Origin of the sequence: Thalassolituus sp. UBA6592, assembly GCF_002433655.1 — a bacterium.
GTDB lineage: Bacteria > Pseudomonadota > Gammaproteobacteria > Pseudomonadales > Oceanobacteraceae > Venatoribacter.
Window position 1 is genome coordinate 568 of sequence record NZ_DJIO01000005.1, and the last position, 16,724, is coordinate 17,291.

At 52.7% G+C, this 16,724-nt stretch carries 15 protein-coding genes; 10 read left to right on the forward strand and 5 right to left on the reverse strand.

What is annotated here, in order from left to right:
* The 3 genes from B2Z72_RS00230 to gshA all read left to right on the forward strand — a co-directional run.
* A partial coding sequence (locus B2Z72_RS00230) for a Tex family protein (protein WP_297003958.1) occupies positions 1–1,854 on the forward strand: 1,854 nt, incomplete at its 5' end.
* Positions 1,855–1,959: 105 nt separating this feature from the next.
* Positions 1,960–2,178 carry a hypothetical protein gene (locus tag B2Z72_RS00235; protein WP_296985329.1) on the forward strand — a complete coding sequence of 73 codons (219 nt, stop codon included), beginning with the start codon at positions 1,960–1,962 and terminating at the stop codon, positions 2,176–2,178.
* Positions 2,179–2,373: 195 nt separating this feature from the next.
* Positions 2,374–3,969 carry a glutamate--cysteine ligase gene (gshA, locus tag B2Z72_RS00240; protein WP_296985331.1) on the forward strand — a complete coding sequence of 532 codons (1,596 nt, stop codon included), beginning with the start codon at positions 2,374–2,376 and terminating at the stop codon, positions 3,967–3,969.
* 136 nt (positions 3,970–4,105) lie between these two features.
* Here the strand turns inward: gshA and B2Z72_RS00245 are convergent, their stop codons facing one another.
* Positions 4,106–4,519 (reverse strand): flagellar basal body-associated FliL family protein, encoded by a 414-nt coding sequence (locus B2Z72_RS00245; protein WP_296985333.1) that lies wholly within the window; start codon positions 4,517–4,519, stop codon positions 4,106–4,108.
* A gap of 164 nt (positions 4,520–4,683) precedes the next feature.
* Here B2Z72_RS00245 and B2Z72_RS00250 point away from each other — a divergent pair, with 164 nt between their 5' ends.
* From B2Z72_RS00250 to B2Z72_RS00260, 3 genes are all read left to right on the forward strand, one after another.
* Positions 4,684–5,202, forward strand: coding sequence for a disulfide bond formation protein B (locus B2Z72_RS00250; RefSeq protein WP_296985335.1), 519 nt, complete (start codon positions 4,684–4,686; stop codon positions 5,200–5,202).
* A 158-nt stretch (positions 5,203–5,360) separates the two neighbouring features.
* Complete coding sequence (gene rsd, locus B2Z72_RS00255) at positions 5,361–5,840, forward strand: sigma D regulator (RefSeq protein ID WP_296985337.1); 480 nt, start codon at positions 5,361–5,363, stop codon at positions 5,838–5,840.
* Positions 5,841–5,962: 122 nt separating this feature from the next.
* Positions 5,963–6,928 carry a WD40 repeat domain-containing protein gene (locus B2Z72_RS00260; RefSeq protein ID WP_296985339.1) on the forward strand — a complete coding sequence of 322 codons (966 nt, stop codon included), beginning with the start codon at positions 5,963–5,965 and terminating at the stop codon, positions 6,926–6,928.
* Positions 6,929–6,942: 14 nt separating this feature from the next.
* On the opposite strand, the gene B2Z72_RS00265 is transcribed toward B2Z72_RS00260, so the two are convergent.
* On the reverse strand, positions 6,943–7,386 hold the full coding sequence (locus tag B2Z72_RS00265) for a DUF4124 domain-containing protein (RefSeq protein ID WP_296985341.1): 444 nt from the start codon (positions 7,384–7,386) through the stop codon (positions 6,943–6,945).
* Between the two features lie 188 nt (positions 7,387–7,574).
* Here B2Z72_RS00265 and B2Z72_RS00270 point away from each other — a divergent pair, with 188 nt between their 5' ends.
* Both B2Z72_RS00270 and B2Z72_RS00275 read left to right on the forward strand, forming a co-directional pair.
* Entirely contained in the window at positions 7,575–8,270 is a 696-nt protein-coding gene (locus B2Z72_RS00270) for a ParA family protein (protein ID WP_296985343.1), read from the forward strand.
* Between the two features lie 212 nt (positions 8,271–8,482).
* Positions 8,483–9,631, forward strand: a complete 1,149-nt coding sequence (locus B2Z72_RS00275; RefSeq protein ID WP_296985345.1) for a hypothetical protein — start codon at positions 8,483–8,485, stop codon at positions 9,629–9,631.
* Here B2Z72_RS00275 and B2Z72_RS00280 read toward each other — a convergent pair whose 3' ends face one another.
* Entirely contained in the window at positions 9,632–10,147 is a 516-nt protein-coding gene (locus tag B2Z72_RS00280) for a TIGR02444 family protein (RefSeq protein WP_296985347.1), read from the reverse strand.
* A 40-nt stretch (positions 10,148–10,187) separates the two neighbouring features.
* On the opposite strand from B2Z72_RS00280, the gene B2Z72_RS00285 reads away from it, so the two are divergent.
* Together B2Z72_RS00285 and B2Z72_RS00290 are read left to right on the forward strand one after the other, a co-directional pair.
* On the forward strand, positions 10,188–12,080 hold the full coding sequence (locus B2Z72_RS00285; protein WP_296985349.1) for an ATP-binding cassette domain-containing protein: 1,893 nt from the start codon (positions 10,188–10,190) through the stop codon (positions 12,078–12,080).
* Entirely contained in the window at positions 12,080–12,646 is a 567-nt protein-coding gene (locus B2Z72_RS00290; RefSeq protein ID WP_296985351.1) for a DUF1569 domain-containing protein, read from the forward strand. Before B2Z72_RS00285 ends, B2Z72_RS00290 begins: the two co-directional genes overlap by 1 nt.
* A gap of 64 nt (positions 12,647–12,710) precedes the next feature.
* Here B2Z72_RS00290 and B2Z72_RS00295 read toward each other — a convergent pair whose 3' ends face one another.
* Positions 12,711–14,522 carry a hypothetical protein gene (locus tag B2Z72_RS00295; protein ID WP_296985353.1) on the reverse strand — a complete coding sequence of 604 codons (1,812 nt, stop codon included), beginning with the start codon at positions 14,520–14,522 and terminating at the stop codon, positions 12,711–12,713.
* Positions 14,523–14,710: 188 nt separating this feature from the next.
* The gene (locus B2Z72_RS00300) at positions 14,711–16,585 is read right to left on the reverse strand and encodes a hypothetical protein (RefSeq protein WP_296985354.1); all 1,875 of its coding nucleotides are present in this window, start codon (positions 16,583–16,585) and stop codon (positions 14,711–14,713) included.
* Positions 16,586–16,724: the final 139 nt, after the last annotated feature.

Genomic DNA, 16,724 nt, shown 5'->3' on the forward strand with positions numbered 1-16,724 from the left:
GCCAAGTACATCCTGATGGAGCGCTTCGCTGAAGACGCCAACCTGCTGGCCAAACTGCGCGGCTTTATGAAGCAGGAAGCCACACTGTCTGTGCGCGTGGTCCCTGGTCAGGAAGGCCCGGGGGCGAAGTTCGCCGATTACTTTGAACACGATGAAGCGCTGAAAAGTGTCCCAAGCCACCGCGCGCTGGCGATTCTGCGCGGCCGTAACGAAGGCATTCTGAGCTTCTCGCTGGTGACCGGTGACCCGGAAGACAAACTGGCGGCCAGCCCATGTGAGGCGATGATCGCCGAGCACGTGGGTATCGAAAACAAAGGCCGCGCCGCCGACCGCTGGCTGGCGGAAGTGGTGAAGTGGACCTGGCGCATCAAACTGCTGACGCACCTGGAAACCGAGCTGATGGGCGACGTGCGTGAACAGGCAGAAGAATCCGCGATCAAAGTGTTCGCCGATAACCTGAAAGACCTGCTTCTGGCTGCGCCCGCGGGCCGTAAAGCCACCATCGGCCTCGACCCGGGCCTGCGTACCGGGGTGAAGGTTGCCGTGGTGGATAACACCGGCAAAGTGGTCGACTACGCCACCATCTATCCGACCCCGCCACAGAACAAACTGGCGGAATCCGCCGCCGTACTGATGGCACTGATCGCCAAACACAATGTTGAGCTGATCTCCATCGGTAACGGTACCGGCTCCCGTGAAACCGACAAATTCGTCGGCGATATGATCAAAGCCCAGCCGGCGCTGAAAAACGTGCAGAAAGTGATGGTGAATGAGGCCGGTGCATCGGTTTATTCCGCCTCTGAACTGGCAGCAAAAGAATTCCCGGATCTCGACGTGACGATTCGTGGTGCGGTATCCATCGCCCGCCGTCTGCAGGACCCACTGGCCGAGCTGGTGAAAATCGAACCGAAATCCATCGGTGTCGGCCAGTACCAGCACGACGTGAACCAGACCCAGTTAGCACGCACGCTGGATGCCGTGGTGGAAGACTGTGTGAACTCCGTGGGTGTTGATCTGAACACTGCTTCTGCGCCGCTGCTGACCCGTGTTTCCGGTCTGAACCCAACCCTGGCCAGCAACATCGTCGCCTTCCGTGATGCCAACGGTGCCTTCAACAGCCGCGACGATCTGAAAAAAGTACCGCGCTTAGGTGATAAAACCTTTGAACAGGCCGCCGGCTTCCTGCGCATTATGAACGGCCGCAACCCGCTGGATGCGTCTGCGGTGCACCCGGAGTCCTATACCGTAGTGGAAAAAATTGCCCACGAATTCTCCCGCGATGTCGCAAGCCTGATCGGTGATTCTGCGCTGCTGAAGTCTGTGAATGCGGCGAAATTCAGCGATGAGCACACAGGTGAAATCACGGTAAAAGACATCGTCAGCGAACTGCAGAAGCCTGGCCGCGATCCACGTCCGGAATTTAAATTTGCTGAATTTAAAGACGGTGTGGAAGAAATCAGCGACCTGAAACCAAACATGGTGTTAGAAGGCGTAATCACCAACGTGGCAGCCTTCGGTGCCTTCGTCGATATCGGCGTGCATCAGGATGGCTTAGTGCACATCTCTGCGCTGTCTGACACTTTCGTGAAAGACCCTCGTGACGTGGTGAAAGCCGGCGACATCGTTAAAGTCAAAGTGATGGAAGTGGATGTGGCGCGTAAACGTATCGGCCTGTCCATGCGCATGAGCGATGACGCCAACGAACGCGCCGCGGAAAAAACACCGGGCGAGAAAAATAACCGCAACAACCGCGGTGGTGGTAAAGCCCGCACCAGCTTTGGCGACAAAGGCTCACAGCCTCAGGGCGCGATGGCTGGCGCACTGGCAGCTGCATTCGCTAAAGCGAAAAAGTAACTACTTTTCTTAGCGGCTGCCTGCAGATACTGGCCACCTGACAATTGATATATCAATCATCAGGTGCCAGTATCCCCGCACATTCATCATCTGTAAGGATTCATTGTGCGGGTTATTCCCTTATCTCTGGTCATTTCTCTGGCAATTTCTGTAACGTTGCTGACTGGCTGTGCGTCGAATGTCGTGCCGGTTTCCAACGAAAAACAGGCCTGGCTGTACGTAAAAGACTCTGGCGTGATGGCGGATTTTGACGCCAATACACTTTATTACTGCGAAAAAACGACAGCTGATGCAGTGTGCACAAAAGCGCTGATTAAGGACTGACGCGGCCTGAGCTCACCCGCACTGCCAGAGTTGCCTGCCAGCGACCTTGTTTGCCTTGTCTGGCGAACACTCCGTACTGCAGGCGTTATTCTCCGGTGGTATCGTTCCTGCTGTATTTCCTCCTATAATTCGTCGCAACCCAATAATTCGCAGCAACCTGAAGGTTGCGACCAAGAGACACGCTCCGAGGCAGCCTTGACCACACTTTCCCAAATCAGTTACCAGAATGCTCTGGCCCTGTTCACTCAGCCTGACAACACCCGGCTGCTGAACCGTATTCAACGGGGTATCGAAAAAGAAGGTCTGCGCTGCACGTCAAAAGGGATGATCAGTCAGAAGCCACACCCGAAAGGTCTGGGCTCAACCCTGACGCACCCATCCATCACCACCGACTACTCGGAAGCCCTGCTGGAATTTATTACCCCGGTTTTTGCCAGCGCCCACGAAGCCCAGGCCTATCTGAATATTGCCCACCGCTTTGCCTACAAGCAGCTGGATGGTGAACTGATCTGGCCGGCGTCTATGCCGTGTATCGTTAACGGTGAGATGAGTGTGCCGATCGCCGACTACGGCAGCTCTAACGTTGGCCGCCTGAAGCATGTTTACCGTCATGGCCTGTGGCACCGCTATGGCCGCATCATGCAGACCATTTCCGGCATTCATTATAATTTCTCCATGCCGGATGACATCTGGCCGGTGCTGGCCAAAGCCGATGGCATGGAAATCGACAGCGAAAATCCGCGCCAGATGCAGAACTACATTTCTGCCCGCTATTTTGCGCAGATCCGTAATTTCCGCCGCTATTCCTGGTTACTGATGTATCTGTTCGGCGCCTCCCCGGCAGTGTGCGAGACCTTCCTCGCCGGCCGCGAGCACAAACTCGACCGCATCAACAACCACACGCTGTACGCGCCTTACGCCACCTCGCTGCGCATGAGTGATTTGGGTTACCAGAACAATGCTCAGGATGGTCTGCGCATCTGCCATAACTCAGTGAGCTCCTACGTCGAGACCCTGGGCGATGCCATGCATCAGGTGATTCCGGCCTACGACGAAATCGGCGTACGTAATGACAAAGGCGAGTACATGCAGCTGAACACCAACCTGCTGCAGATTGAAAACGAATATTACAGTGACATCCGTCCGAAACGCGTTGCCCGTAACGGTGAAAAACCACTGCAGGCTCTGGCGCAGTACGGTGTTGAATACATCGAAGTACGCTGTACCGATGTGAACCCTTTCCTGCCGGAAGGCATCGACGTGCCGCAGATGCACTTTATGGATCTGTTCCTCACCTGGTGTTTGCTGGAACCGAGCGACGGCATTGAAGATGAAGAATACCTGCGTAACAAACGCAACCTGCACAAAGCCGTTATGGAAGGCCGTCGTCCGGGGCTGATGCTGGAGCGCGGCGATAAAGAAGAAACCCTGCAGCAGTGGGGTCTGGATCTGATTGAACTGATGCGTCCGCTGGCCAAAGCCATGGACGAAGCCAGCGGCACCGTATTCCACACCGACGCCCTGAATCAGCAGCAACTGAAACTGGCCGATCCTGAACTGACGCCATCTGCGCGCATCGTGCGCCACCTGCGCGACACAGGTGAAGAGTTTGCCATCATGACGCTGAACCTGGCGGAGCAGCACAGAAAGACGCTGTCAGAAAACCTCAGCAGCACAGTGCTGGCGGAATGGCAGAAAATGGCCAGCGACTCCCTGCAGCAACAGAAAGATATCGAAGACGCTGACAACATCAGCTTTGACGAATATCTGCAGCAGTATCTGGCACGCTGAAGCACACAGCATCAATAAAAAAACGCAGGCTATGCCTGCGTTTTTTATGCCTGTGATTTTAATAGCCGGTCAGAGCTGCTGATCGTACTCAGGCCAGAGAGCGCGTCTCATCAATAACGACCGTCAATCACGCCGGTCAGTTCTGAACGACAAAGCTGCTGAAATACAGATCGTCGATATACGGCATACCTTCCAGCTGCACCATCAACGCCCGGGTTTCATCCAGCGCGACTTTACGCAGCGACTCGCGCCCGGCAGAACTGTTCATGGTTTCGGTATCCTGAGCGCTGAGCAACAACACCAGCTTATTGCGGATGTAAGGTTTGTGATGATTAACCTCCGACGCGGCTTCGCCACCACTCACTTTCAGCGCCACCTCGGTACGCAGATATTTCATCCGCCCGCTGCTGCCGTAATTCACCACGATTGCGGGTTCAATCTTTACGTACTCCACCGCGGACGGCACCGGAACCTCGTCTTCAGCCTTCACCGTAAGAGCCAGCAACAGCACCATTACTGCGGCTGAAATTTTTACCAAACTGCGGAACATAGCCCCTCCTTAACACTCTGATTCTGCGGCCAGCGTGGAGCAGACATACAGACAACGACACAGTCTGATCCACAGGCTTATTAAGCTTAGACCAGATAGCGTTCGGTGTTAGACTCCGGAGCATTAACCCAGACCTCAGACTCAGCTGTAATGGAAACCCTCCCATGAAGTCCTTTTTCGGTTCTCTGTCCCTGCATCATGGTTATCTCGCAGCCGCACTGTCCTGTGCCGGACTGCTGGGCATGGCCTACTACTTCGAATACGTGATGTTTCTCGATCCATGCCCACTGTGCATGCTGCAGCGTCTGATTACGCTGATGATCGGCGTTGGCTTCCTGCTGGCGTTCTTTACCCGCAAAACCGGCACGCCACTGAAAGCCGCACTGCTGTTTACCATCGCCTGGGGCATATTTGGCATCTGGGCCGCTGACCACCAACTGTGGCTGCAGGGCCTGCCACCGGAAGACGTACCGGCCTGCGGACCAAGCTTCGACTATATGCTCGACACCATGCCGCTGGCCGATCTGCTGAAGGTTATGCTGCACGGCGACGGTAACTGCGCCGAGGTATCCTGGACCATGATGGGTAAAAGTATGCCCTGGTGGACCCGCGTAGCCTTCGCGGTTTACACCCTGGCGGCGGTCTTCGCCCTGTTCCGCAGCAGCCGTAAAAACAACGCCTGACAGGACTGCAGAAGCATAAAGCCCGGCATTTTCAAGAAAAAAAAGGCAAAAAAGCTGCTTGCCTCGCCGATTTTGACCGGGCTAAAGTGTTCTTAACCAACTAAAAGAATATCAGCCAGAAGGGAAGTTTCTCCCCACTGGCGGCGGAGGAGAACACTATGCTGACAACCTGCAAAACAGCCCAGGAACGCTGGGGTGGCGTACACCGACTGATCGACTGCTGGCTCGGCTCCCGTCAGGCCCTGATCGTACAGTACTGCAACCTCAGTTCCGGCAAACCCCTGAGCGCCGAATCCCCACTGGCCGATACCCTCAGCCGTTTCTGCGAAAGCCTGATGGACTACTGCTCCCACGGCCATTTTGAAGTCTACGATCAGCTGATTGCCGAAGCCCGTGAATACGGTGACGACAACGGCATTGAACTGGCCAACAGCATTGTGCCGAAACTGGATGAACTGACTTCCCGCTGTGTGGATTTCAACGACACCTACGACGAGCACTGCACCTTCGATATGCTGGCCAAACTCCCTGAAGACCTGTCCGGTATCGGTGAGCTGCTGGAAGAGCGCTTTGAACTGGAAGATCAGTTGATCGCCAAACTGCACAACATTCATCAGCAACCTGCTGAAGCAGTCTGAAGATCCCCATCACAACGCCCTGCGATTCTGAGCAGGGCGTTTCTTTACACGTATTCCTGCCCGCCAATCATAATTACAGCTACACTTAATTAAGAATTTCAGGTGCAGGAAATATTCTATTCATGACCACAGGACTCAGCCGACTGCTGTTACTGGCCCTTGCCAGCGTAACGGGCCTGATCGCCTGCAGCAGCGGAAAAGAACCCGCTGAGACCCATGAGGTAGCAACTCAGGGGGTATATTCAGCAACTTTCTCCAACGATGGCAACAGCCTGCTGGTTGGCAGCATCCATCATGGCGGCAGCCTGTGGACCATGTCTCCCCTTGAACGTCTGTACGACTGGAATCACAGCGCCGAAGGCTTCAGCAATCTCACCCACGGTGCTTTCTCTGCCGATGGCCGCTTTGTTGCCACCACCGACAACCGCACCATTGTTCTGTGGCAGCGTGACAGTGGCGAAGCCATCTGGTTCTGGAATGCTCCCGGTGATATCGAAGACATCGAACTGACCAGTGATGGCGGTCTCGCCTTACTCGGCATGCGCGACTTCACCGCCACCTTATTCGATATAAAGAACGGCGGCATACGTCAGCGTCTGGCCCACGACGGTATCGTCTACGACGTCAGTGTTTCTTATGACGGTATGCTCGCTGCCACCGGCAGTGATGACCTGAATGCCCGTCTGTGGAATCTGCAGAATGGCGAACTGCTGCAAACCTTCCGACATGGTAATCAGGTGAAGACAGCTCAGTTATCAGATGACGGTCGTCTGCTGTTTACTTCAGCCCTGAACGAAAACGGAAAAATCTGGGATACAGCGTCCGGTACCTTACTGATCGAAATTCCTGGCAGTCGTGGTCATTTCAGCGCAGCGAAATTCTCCGCCAATGACGGACAGTTGCTGACCGGCAATTCCGCCGGTCAGATCACCCTGTGGAATGTCAGCACTGGCAAAGCAATCCATGAATGGAAAGCGAAAGCCAGAGACGCCTGGGTCAGCAGTAATGTCCTGATTGAGGATGTGGCTTTTGCCTCTTCAGAATGGCGGGCAGCAGGCACCAATGGTCTGATTTATTTTCTGCGCTGAGTAAAAATCAGCGCTCAGTAGCCCTGATCGATCTGCTTGTTACGTTGTTCCATCATAGCTTTCAGCTTATCCGTATCCTGCAGTAATTTCGGAATATCGGCCGGATTCACCGTCATCGGAACACCAGGGATAGGCGCCGGTTCTTCTGCTGCAACCTCAGGTTTGCTCTGTTCTGCTGGCTCAGGCAGGCCAACGGATTTGAGAATATTGGCGGCGGTATCAATTTCAACCGGCACGGCATTCACACCTTCCGGAACTTCATCGCCCATATGCCACTGACCGCTGGCATCCTGCCACTTGTAATAGGTCTGACGGGTCTGCGTTGTCGAAAGAACGTCCGGTATAATTTCCGGAACGGAATCCATACTGAATCCACCTTTCATTACATAAGGCGTTGCAACCATGATGGCGAGCACAACAAACAGCGGTAACAGCTTCAGAGCCAGGCGATACTTCATTTTTATTTCTTCCTTGTGATTGGTTCCACGGCGGTCAAATATCACCTATGCTAAAAAGGCGTTAATAATTAATAAAAGCGCCCTGACAGGGAAAGATCTACAGGACCATATCAGTGACTGATACCGAAACATCACAACCAGCATCAACATCTGTACGTGTTGTTAACAGAACAGCACCGATACGGATAATGATAGCAAATGCCAAAGGTGGTTGCGGTAAAACAACGATGGCGACCAACATCGCCAGTCACTATACCCGCCATGGCAAGATCACCGCGCTGATTGATTATGATCCGCAGGGCTCGTCCATGGACTGGCTGCAGGCCCGTGACGATCATCTGCCGCAGATTACCGGTGTCGCCGCGTTCCAGCGCCATGCACCCAAAGCCACAACCCGCACCTGGAGTCTGCGCGTTCCCATGGGCACCTCCAGGGTTGTCATTGATACACCCGCAGGCTTATCCGGCAATGAGCTGTCAGACCTGATTCAGCAATCCGATGTCATCATCATTCCCGTTGTTCCATCCGCTATTGATATTCGTGCTGCTACGGGTTTTATCCGCGATGTGATGCTGTCCCGCGCATTCCGTATCAACCCCAAACCCATTGCCGTAGTCGCAAACCGCGTACGTAAAAACACACTGATTTACGGCAAACTGGAAAAATTCCTGACCAGCCTGCAGATTCCATTCATCGCTTCTTTCCGCGATACACAGTTTTATATCCGCGCCAGTGAACACGGTCTTGGCCTGGTGGATTTCGAACAGCGTGAACGTGACGCTAAGGATATGAGAGAATGGCACAAGCTCACCAACTGGCTGAATGATCAGATCGACCATATAACCAGCCTGCAGAATACAGCCTCCGGCCAGCCAGACAACTGAGCCCTCCCCACGCAATCACCCGGCGAATGTCGCTTTCGTCGCAGTAATTAAAAATCACCAAAGGACATATCGGGATAATTGACCTGATAAGCTTGTACTCAGAAAAGAACGATTTACTATAAACACACTCTGAAAATTTCATCTAAAATCCGTGGATGAAGCCACTTCAATTCGTATAATGCCTGAATCCAAACCCTAACGAGGATCTGAGTATGGCCGCCCGCAAAAAAGCTCCTGCCAAGAAAACCGTAGCCCGCAAGACCAAGGTGACTGCCAAAGCTGCAAAAGCTCCGGCAAAAACCCGTACTGCGGCCGCTAAAAAACCGGTAGCTAAAAAAACAGTTGCCAAAAAGACCGTTGCGAAGAAAACCGTAGCGAAAAAGGCACCTGCCAAAAAAGCAGTAGCCCGTAAAGCGCCAGCCAAAGCCGTTGTCAGCGCGACTCAGATGCTCGAGCAGGAAATTGCCAAGCTGCAGGTGAAACTGGAAGCTGCGCGTCTGAAAGAACTGACCGTAGCAGAGAAAGCAGCAGCCAAAGCAGCCTCTGATAAAGAAAAAGCAGCCGTTAAGCTTGCCAAGGCCAACGAAGCCCGTAAGAAATCTCAGGAACGTGTAAAAGCGAAGAAAACCGCCGCTGCAGTAAAAGCACTGGAAACTGCCCGTGCACGTGTTGAAGCCGCGAAGGCAGATGCAGCTGCAGCAACTGAAACTCTGGCCGAAGCCAAAGCCGCTCTGACTGTACTGAGCACAGAACAGAAAGCCCGTGAAGCTCTGGCCAAAGCGGTAACTGCGTTCGAAAAAGAACAGGCGAAAAAAGCCAAAGCAGCAACCGCGAAAAAGAAAGCCAAAGCGAAAAAAGCCGCCGCGCCAAAAGCAGCAGCTGAGGCGCCGGTAGCAAAAGCACCAGCAGCGAAGAAAGCTCCTGCCGCTAAAAAAGCACCTGCTAAGAAGACTCCCGCTGCTAAAAAAGCACCGGCAGCGAAGAAAGCTGTTGCTGAAAAAGCGCCTGCTGCAAAAAAAGCTCCGGCCGCCAAAAAAGCGCCAGCAGTGAAGAAAGCACCAGCCGCTAAAAAAGCACTGGCGAAAAAACCTGCAGCGCCAGCACCTGCGCCAGTTGCAGAAAAGCCAGCGGAGCCAGTCGTTGCACCGGAAGTAGTGAAAGAAGAAACCATCGTCACTCAGCCTGAAGCAGCTCCAGTGACTGCGCCAGAGCCAGCCGTGGTTCCGACTCCGGTTGCTGAGGAAGTAACTCCGGTAACACCTGCTTCTGAGCCAGCCGCACCAGCCAGCACAGAAGAGAAAGAAGAAAAGAAAGACGACGATCAACCAGCAGCCGGCACAACGTCCAGCCTGTTCGACTGATCAGTCTGATGTAAGCGCCGCAAAGCGTTGAAAAAGAGGCCTGATGGCCTCTTTTTTTTGTGCCGCAGAAATATCAGCAGTACCGCTCATGCGCTTATCGCTGAAAAACAACGCAGACAGTTCCAGAACCGAATCAACAGCAGCAGAGGATGCATCCCTGCGCTCTTCGGCCAACACCAGATACAGGCGGCGAATGGCTTCCTGCTCAGCGCTCAGTTCCGCTTTCAACAGTTGTGAGCGCAAAGGCTCCGAATCTTTCGTCAGTTGCTGGCGCACGCTCCTGAGCGGCACCACCATCTGTTCACGCCAGCTGAGATAATCAATGAGGTCAGACTCAGCAGGCCAGCTGGCACCCTGTGCAGACAACCACTGGTCCGCCAGCAGCATCACCACATCGACACCAAAGTCATTCTGCAGCTGCAACACACATTCCTTCACCCCCGGCCTGCCATACAGGTCGATTGCATGGTGCCATAGTGGGTTATCACCGTTTTCTGTGGCAAACTGCGCGGCCATAGACATCTCCACTTTCTGTAACTGAGCCAGTATTTAAGCAATGATCGAATTTAATCAGGTTTCCATGCAGCGCGGAACGCAAATGCTGCTGAAAGACGCCAGCCTGCGCATTCATGATGGCCAGAAGCTGGCACTGATCGGCCCCAACGGCGCCGGTAAGTCCAGCCTGTTTGCCCTGCTGAACGGCGAACTCGGTGTCGATGGTGGTGACCTGTATATTCCGTCCAAATGGCGCATTGCGCACATGAAGCAGGAAGTGGAAGCCAGTGAGCGCAGCGCTGTTGATTACGCGATGGACGGTGACAGTGTCTACCGTCAGATTGAAGCCGGTATCGCCAACGCACAAAGCGATAATGAGCTGGCTGACTGGCTGGATAAAATGGACCAGCATCAGGGCTATCAGGTGCCGGTGAAAGCCGAGCAGTTATTGCACGGCCTGGGCTTCAGCAAAGATGAACTGAAACGTCCGGTAAAAAGCTTCTCCGGTGGCTGGCGTATCCGCCTGAACCTGGCCCAGGCACTGATGATGCCATCCGATCTGATGCTGCTCGACGAACCTACCAACCACCTGGATCTGGAAGCCACCATGTGGCTGGAACAGTATCTGAAAAATTACCCCGGCACCCTGCTGTTTATTTCCCATGACCGCGATTTTATCGACGGCGTTGCTGATCATATCGTCCATCTGCACAACCAGAGCCTGACGCAGTATCCGGGCAACTACAGCGCTTATGAACGTATCCGTGCAGAAAAGCTGGCACAACAGCAGAGCGTCTACGAGAAACAGCAGGAGCGCGTTGCTGAAATCGAAAAATTCGTAACCCGCTTTAAAGCCAAAGCCAGTAAAGCCAAGCAGGCCCAGAGCCGTTTAAAAGAACTGCAGCGCATGGAACTGATCGCTCCGGCCCATGTGGATTCGCCGTTCCGCTTTGAATTCCCCTGTTATGAAAAAATGTCCACGCCGCTGCTGGCCATTGATCACGCCGCGTTAGGTTATGACGATAAAACCATTCTGCCCGACGTTAAGCTCAGTATCGTGCCCGGCCACCGCGTTGGTCTGCTTGGCCCTAACGGCGCCGGTAAATCCACTCTGCTGAAAACCCTGTGCAATGAAATCAGTATGGTCAGCGGTGAACGCTCCGAAGGCGAACACCTGCGTATTGGTTATTATGCTCAGCACCAGCTGGAATCGCTGGATGTAAAAGCCACTGGTCTGTTGATTCTGCAGCGTCTGAAACCGAAAGCGTCTGAGCAGGAGATCCGTAATTTCCTCGGCGGCTTTGGCTTCCATGGCGATCGGGCTCTGGAAGTCATCGAGCCATTTTCCGGTGGCGAAAAAGCCCGTCTGGCACTGGCCTGCGTTGCCTGGATGAAACCTAACCTGCTGATTCTCGACGAACCGACCAACCATCTCGACATCGAGATGCGCGAAGCGCTGACCCTCGCCTTGCAGAATTTCCCCGGCGCCATTCTGGTGGTCAGCCACGACCGTCACCTGCTGAAAGCCACGGTGGATGAATACTGGCTGGTTGATAACAGCCGCGTGCAGGAGTTTGACGGTGATCTCGACGATTACCATCAATATCTTAATCAGCGCGATACAGAATCCGCTGCACCTGCCGGCAGCACCGCAAGCGCAAAAGAAGACAAGCCGGTAATCGACCGTAAAGAACAGAAACGTCTGGAAGCCGAACGCCGTCAGCGTCTGGCTCCCCTGCGTAAAAAACAGCAGGCTGCAGAAAAAGAAATGGAAAAGCTGCAGTCACAGCTGAGTGGTATCGAAGAAAAGTTATCCGATGCCGGTCTCTATGATGCCGACCGCAAAAACGAACTGAACGACCTGCTGTTGCAACAGGGCAAGGTTAAATCCGCACTGGAAGACATCGAAATGGAATGGATGGAATTGACCGAACAGCTTGAGGATGCGGAGTAATGATCACCCGCCGGCGCTTACTCAAAACCTCTCTCACCGGTGCCGCGAAGCTGGCCGTTGTTAGTGGGATTGGTGGTGGGATTGTTGGTGGTGTCGGTATTGTCAGCGTGCGCCAGATTGCACAAAGCCGCAGTCATGATCTTGCGGCACTTGTGGCAAAGATTGGCGCTATGCCCGTGGCACAACTGAGCAATGCCGGTGAATGGTCCGTGGGTCAGGTATTTGCCCACATGGCTCAGAGTATTGATTACTCAATGACAGGTTATCCACAGATGAAGTCGGAACTGTTCCGTGCCACTGCCGGTAATGTTGCCTTTCATTTGTTTGGTGCCGCTGGTCAGATGCGCCACCCGTTAAATGAAGCCATTCCCGGTGCGCCGGAGCTGCCTGCTGAGATAAGCAACGAAGATGGCTTCGCTCTGCTGCAACAAAGCGCCCGGAATTTCCTCGCCTTCCGCCAGCAGCCACGACCACTCTTCGCCTTTGGCGATCTGTCCATGGCGCAGTATGAAGCTGCCCATTGCCTGCATATTCTGAATCACCTGCAGGCCTTCAGCGCAGCCTGAACACACCTGGCTGCAGAGAAAAAAGCAGACTCTGAGGTCTGCTTTTTTGTCGCCATGCAATCAATCAGGCCGCTGCTTTTGATTCGCCGGAGACTATTTTCAGACGGCGCACAACAAGCGGCAACAACAGCAGGTTCAGTAACCACAGGCTACCGCCGGAAGAACTGCCACCTGAGGCGTTATCCGCATCGTCATTCTCTCCCGGGTTTTGCTCTGGTGCTTCCTCTGTTGGATCTTCTGTACCGGGTTCTTCTGGGACAGGTTCCTCCGGCACGACGTCAGGCTGCCAGTAAACATAGACATCTGAGGACTCGTATGATGATAAGAACAAAAACAGCTCATCCGGTATATCCGTTAAAACCTCTGCCCCCTGATGTGAAGCCATGACCTGATAGTCACTGAAATCGGAGGTGGCGAGCACCAGGCCAGCAACGGTTTCACCAGAAGCTGAGACTTCTGTGCTGAACAGGAACTGATCCCCGTATGCTTTTACACTTCCCAGAGAAACATCCATATCCGCTATATCGATAGTATCAATAGCCGGAGCAATATCATCTGCGTCGGTCAGCACCCAGGTTTCACCGCCGTCCAGAGAAAGCAGCAGGCTCCTGTACGACCAGGCCAATATCGCCTGCTCATTGATCGCAAGATGAGAAAGCTCGCTTGGATTATCCCAGTCTCCGGTATTTTTCCAGATCCAGTTTTCACCGTCATCCGTGTAGCCATAAAATACGCCGCGGACCCCGCTGTCACTGGTCCCGCTGCTGATCATATGCACTCTTCCGTCAGTCGTCTGATAGCTGTCCCGCAGCGTTATGTTTTCGCCGTAAGAGATTTCACTCCAGCTGTCGTCACCAGGTGCAGCAAGAAACAGCCTGTGCGACCCTGAGTTGGCAAAAGCAACCATATTGCCATTGGCCATAAAGTAATAGCGGCTGTTATAAGGTTGGGCGCTCACCTGAGAGGTCCATGTAACCAGATCCGGAGAGGTGTAAATCGCGGTAGGACCGGAAGCGGTCTCAACATTTGCAACATAAAGCGCAGTGGCCGGGTTATACATCAGCTGTTGTACGGAGGGTAACCACCCCGCTTCTGTCCAGTTTTCCAGATCGGTTGAATATTGTAAAAAACTGCCCGGTTGACCTTCGCTGTACCCGAACCCCATGCTGATATAGGTATTGTTGAGGAAGTAAATGCCATCGGTATAAGGCAGAGTTTCGATTAATGAACTGCCATCTTTATTTATACGGGTGGTGGTAATTGTTTCACCGTATGGGCTGTAGTCAGATTCAAAAATAAAATAAGAATCGCCGGCAGCGATCATTGAACTAAGGTACAGATCCATACCTTCTGTACGCAATTGCCAATGTGCTGCGATCGTTTCTGTCGCCAGAAGCTGATGACTGACGATCTGATTCTGGTAGTTGTCGTCATCCCCATCAGCGTCAGCTACACCCAGTGTTGTCAGAACTGTCATGTTTTCTCTGTCTGGAGCAAACACATAGGTCACTGTGCCGCTGTCATCTTCATCATAAGTGCGCATTTCATCGGAGAAACAATTCCAGTCGAAACCGGGCAGTGTACGGATACGGTTCATCAGTTCAGTACGGGCGCTGTCTTCCACTCCGGTTACCGAGTATGCCGTTCCCTCGGATGTTGCCGCTCCACTGACAGCTATCTCTCCGCTCCAGTCTTCAGGCAAGGCAATACAGCTCACTATTTGATAGTCCAGACCGGCAGCTCCTGACGACGCGGTCATCGTACGGGTAACGGTGACTTCACCATTTTCATCATGATAAATACTGATATCAGCATTTTTATGCTGACAGGCAGTCAGCAGCCCCGCAGTGGCCAGTAAAATTATTTTAAGCTTCATGATCTCTCCCGGTTTTTACACCTGTTGAGTGCAGTTTTTATAAACCGGGTATTTGACAGGAGCATCGCCATTAATAATATCCTGCAAAAGATTGAAAGCAGTAAGAACAGAGAATGAATCCGTCAGTAAATGTCATATAAGAGAAATCAGATTAAATAGAAAAGCAGACCTTATGGTCTGCTTTTCTATTACCGCGTAATCAATAAGGCGGCGTTTTTGACGTTTGCTTTTTCTGATCGGCGACAAAGAACAAGAGGCAACATAATAAGGCTGAGCATCCACAGAGCACCGCCTGATGAACCACCGGAAGAACCGCTGTCCGCCGGCGAGCCATTCTGAGAATCATCGTTATTATCGTTACCGTCCTCCTGTGGAATATCATCCGTGATTTCTTCTTCAGGGGAAGGTGTACCATAAAGGTAAAAAATATCGCCACTGTTGCTCCAGAATCCATCCAGCTGAAGATATTGTTTGCCATTACTGGTTGTCCGCAGATAGAAGTCCTGATCAGCCATCATTTCAATTCTTGTATCTGAAAAGTCAGAGGTTGAAACCAGAATTTTAGCAATGACCGAATATCTGTAATACGCCTCTGGATCTCGTATAGATAAAGTCAGCGCCACATAAAAACGTCCATCTGAAATCCACACGCCCTCAATATCCGCGGATACGCCTTCAGGTATGTTTATAAGATTACCGGAGAGAGAATCAATATTCAGCTGTTGCAGTGTTTCGCCCTGATCGAAAGAGTAGTAAATATCGTCCGTGTAATCGTCGGCAATAATGAGCATATCTTCGGCAAAATACACATCACCCACGTCCTCATACGGATCAGTCCAGTCACCAACACTATGCCATGTCCAGTCTGTACCATTGTCAGTGTGGCCGTACATCACCTCATCCCAATCGTAGTCATATTCACCGCCGTATCCGTAGTAGCCGATGACACTGACACTGCCATCTTCATCCTGAACATAATCCAGGACGTAGAAACCGGCCACATCGCCATCATCAGGTGTGCCTTCCGGGAAAGGTGAAAGTTCAGTCCAGCTGCTTTCCCCGGCGGAGCGGAAATAGAATTCAGTGTCGTATGCTTCGCCGTCGACCAGATACAGAGTGTCACCGTTATTAAAAAAGAAAAAGGTGCTATAAGGCGTTGGATCATTTTCCGGTCTCTCGCCGTTATAGGTCCAGCTTTGTAAATCGGAAGAAACGTACAACTCTTTTGCGTCGAAACCGCCAGCGGAGGCCAGGTACTGATTCAGAGCTTCGTTGTAATAAAGTCCATCAAGCAACTCTATTTGGCCACTGTCCTGCCAGTTCTGCAGATCCGTGGAGGATTGTATGAAAAAGGTCTCATCATCCTCGTCAGCGTAATAGCCATCTAAAGCGAGAACATAATGACCATTAAGATAATCGATAGAAGATGCGTGCGGAGATCCGGATAAGACCTGCACACCATCTTCATCAATTTTTATCAATGGATTGACAGGGCTCACGTAGAACAAAGCACCGTTTGCCTCATAAGCCCTGCTGACATAATCCCATCCAGAGCCTTCTCCCACCGGCATCCAGTGATCGGTGTATTCAGCGTTCACTAACAGGCGCTGCGTTTGCATACTGTCGGGCGAATCAATGCCGTAAACCGCAGAGACACCCGTAGCGGTGAGCACTGTCATATCAGCGCTACCCGGTGCGAAGGTCAGGCTTATCTCAGCGCTGTCTTCGTCATCAAAAGTGCGCACGACGTCAGCAAAACACTGCCAGCTGAAACCGTCATAGCCCCACGAAGTATTCAACGTTGTAGCGTTTTCTGCATCATCACTTAATGCTGCCGAAAAGGACTCACCGCCTGCACTGCCGGCCACACTCACCTGCAGATCGCCTTCCCATACGTCAGGCAAAGCTATACAGACAGATAACTGATCGTCTCCATCTGCACCGGCACGCCAGTCGCGATCGATGGTAGCAAGGCCATCCTCATCCTGATAATAGGTATGGGCAGCGTAAGATTGACCAGCAGCCAGTGTTGCGACAACCGCCGCCAGCAGTCTGAATTTCATCGTTCCTTCCGGGCTTATAACGCTATACAGCTCAGCCTGTTATAAACCGGTATTTGAACGGACTATCCGCAGGCTTAGTATCCTGCAAAAGATTGAAACGCCTGATGCGTATTTCTGAATGGCGGTAAAGTTCCTGACC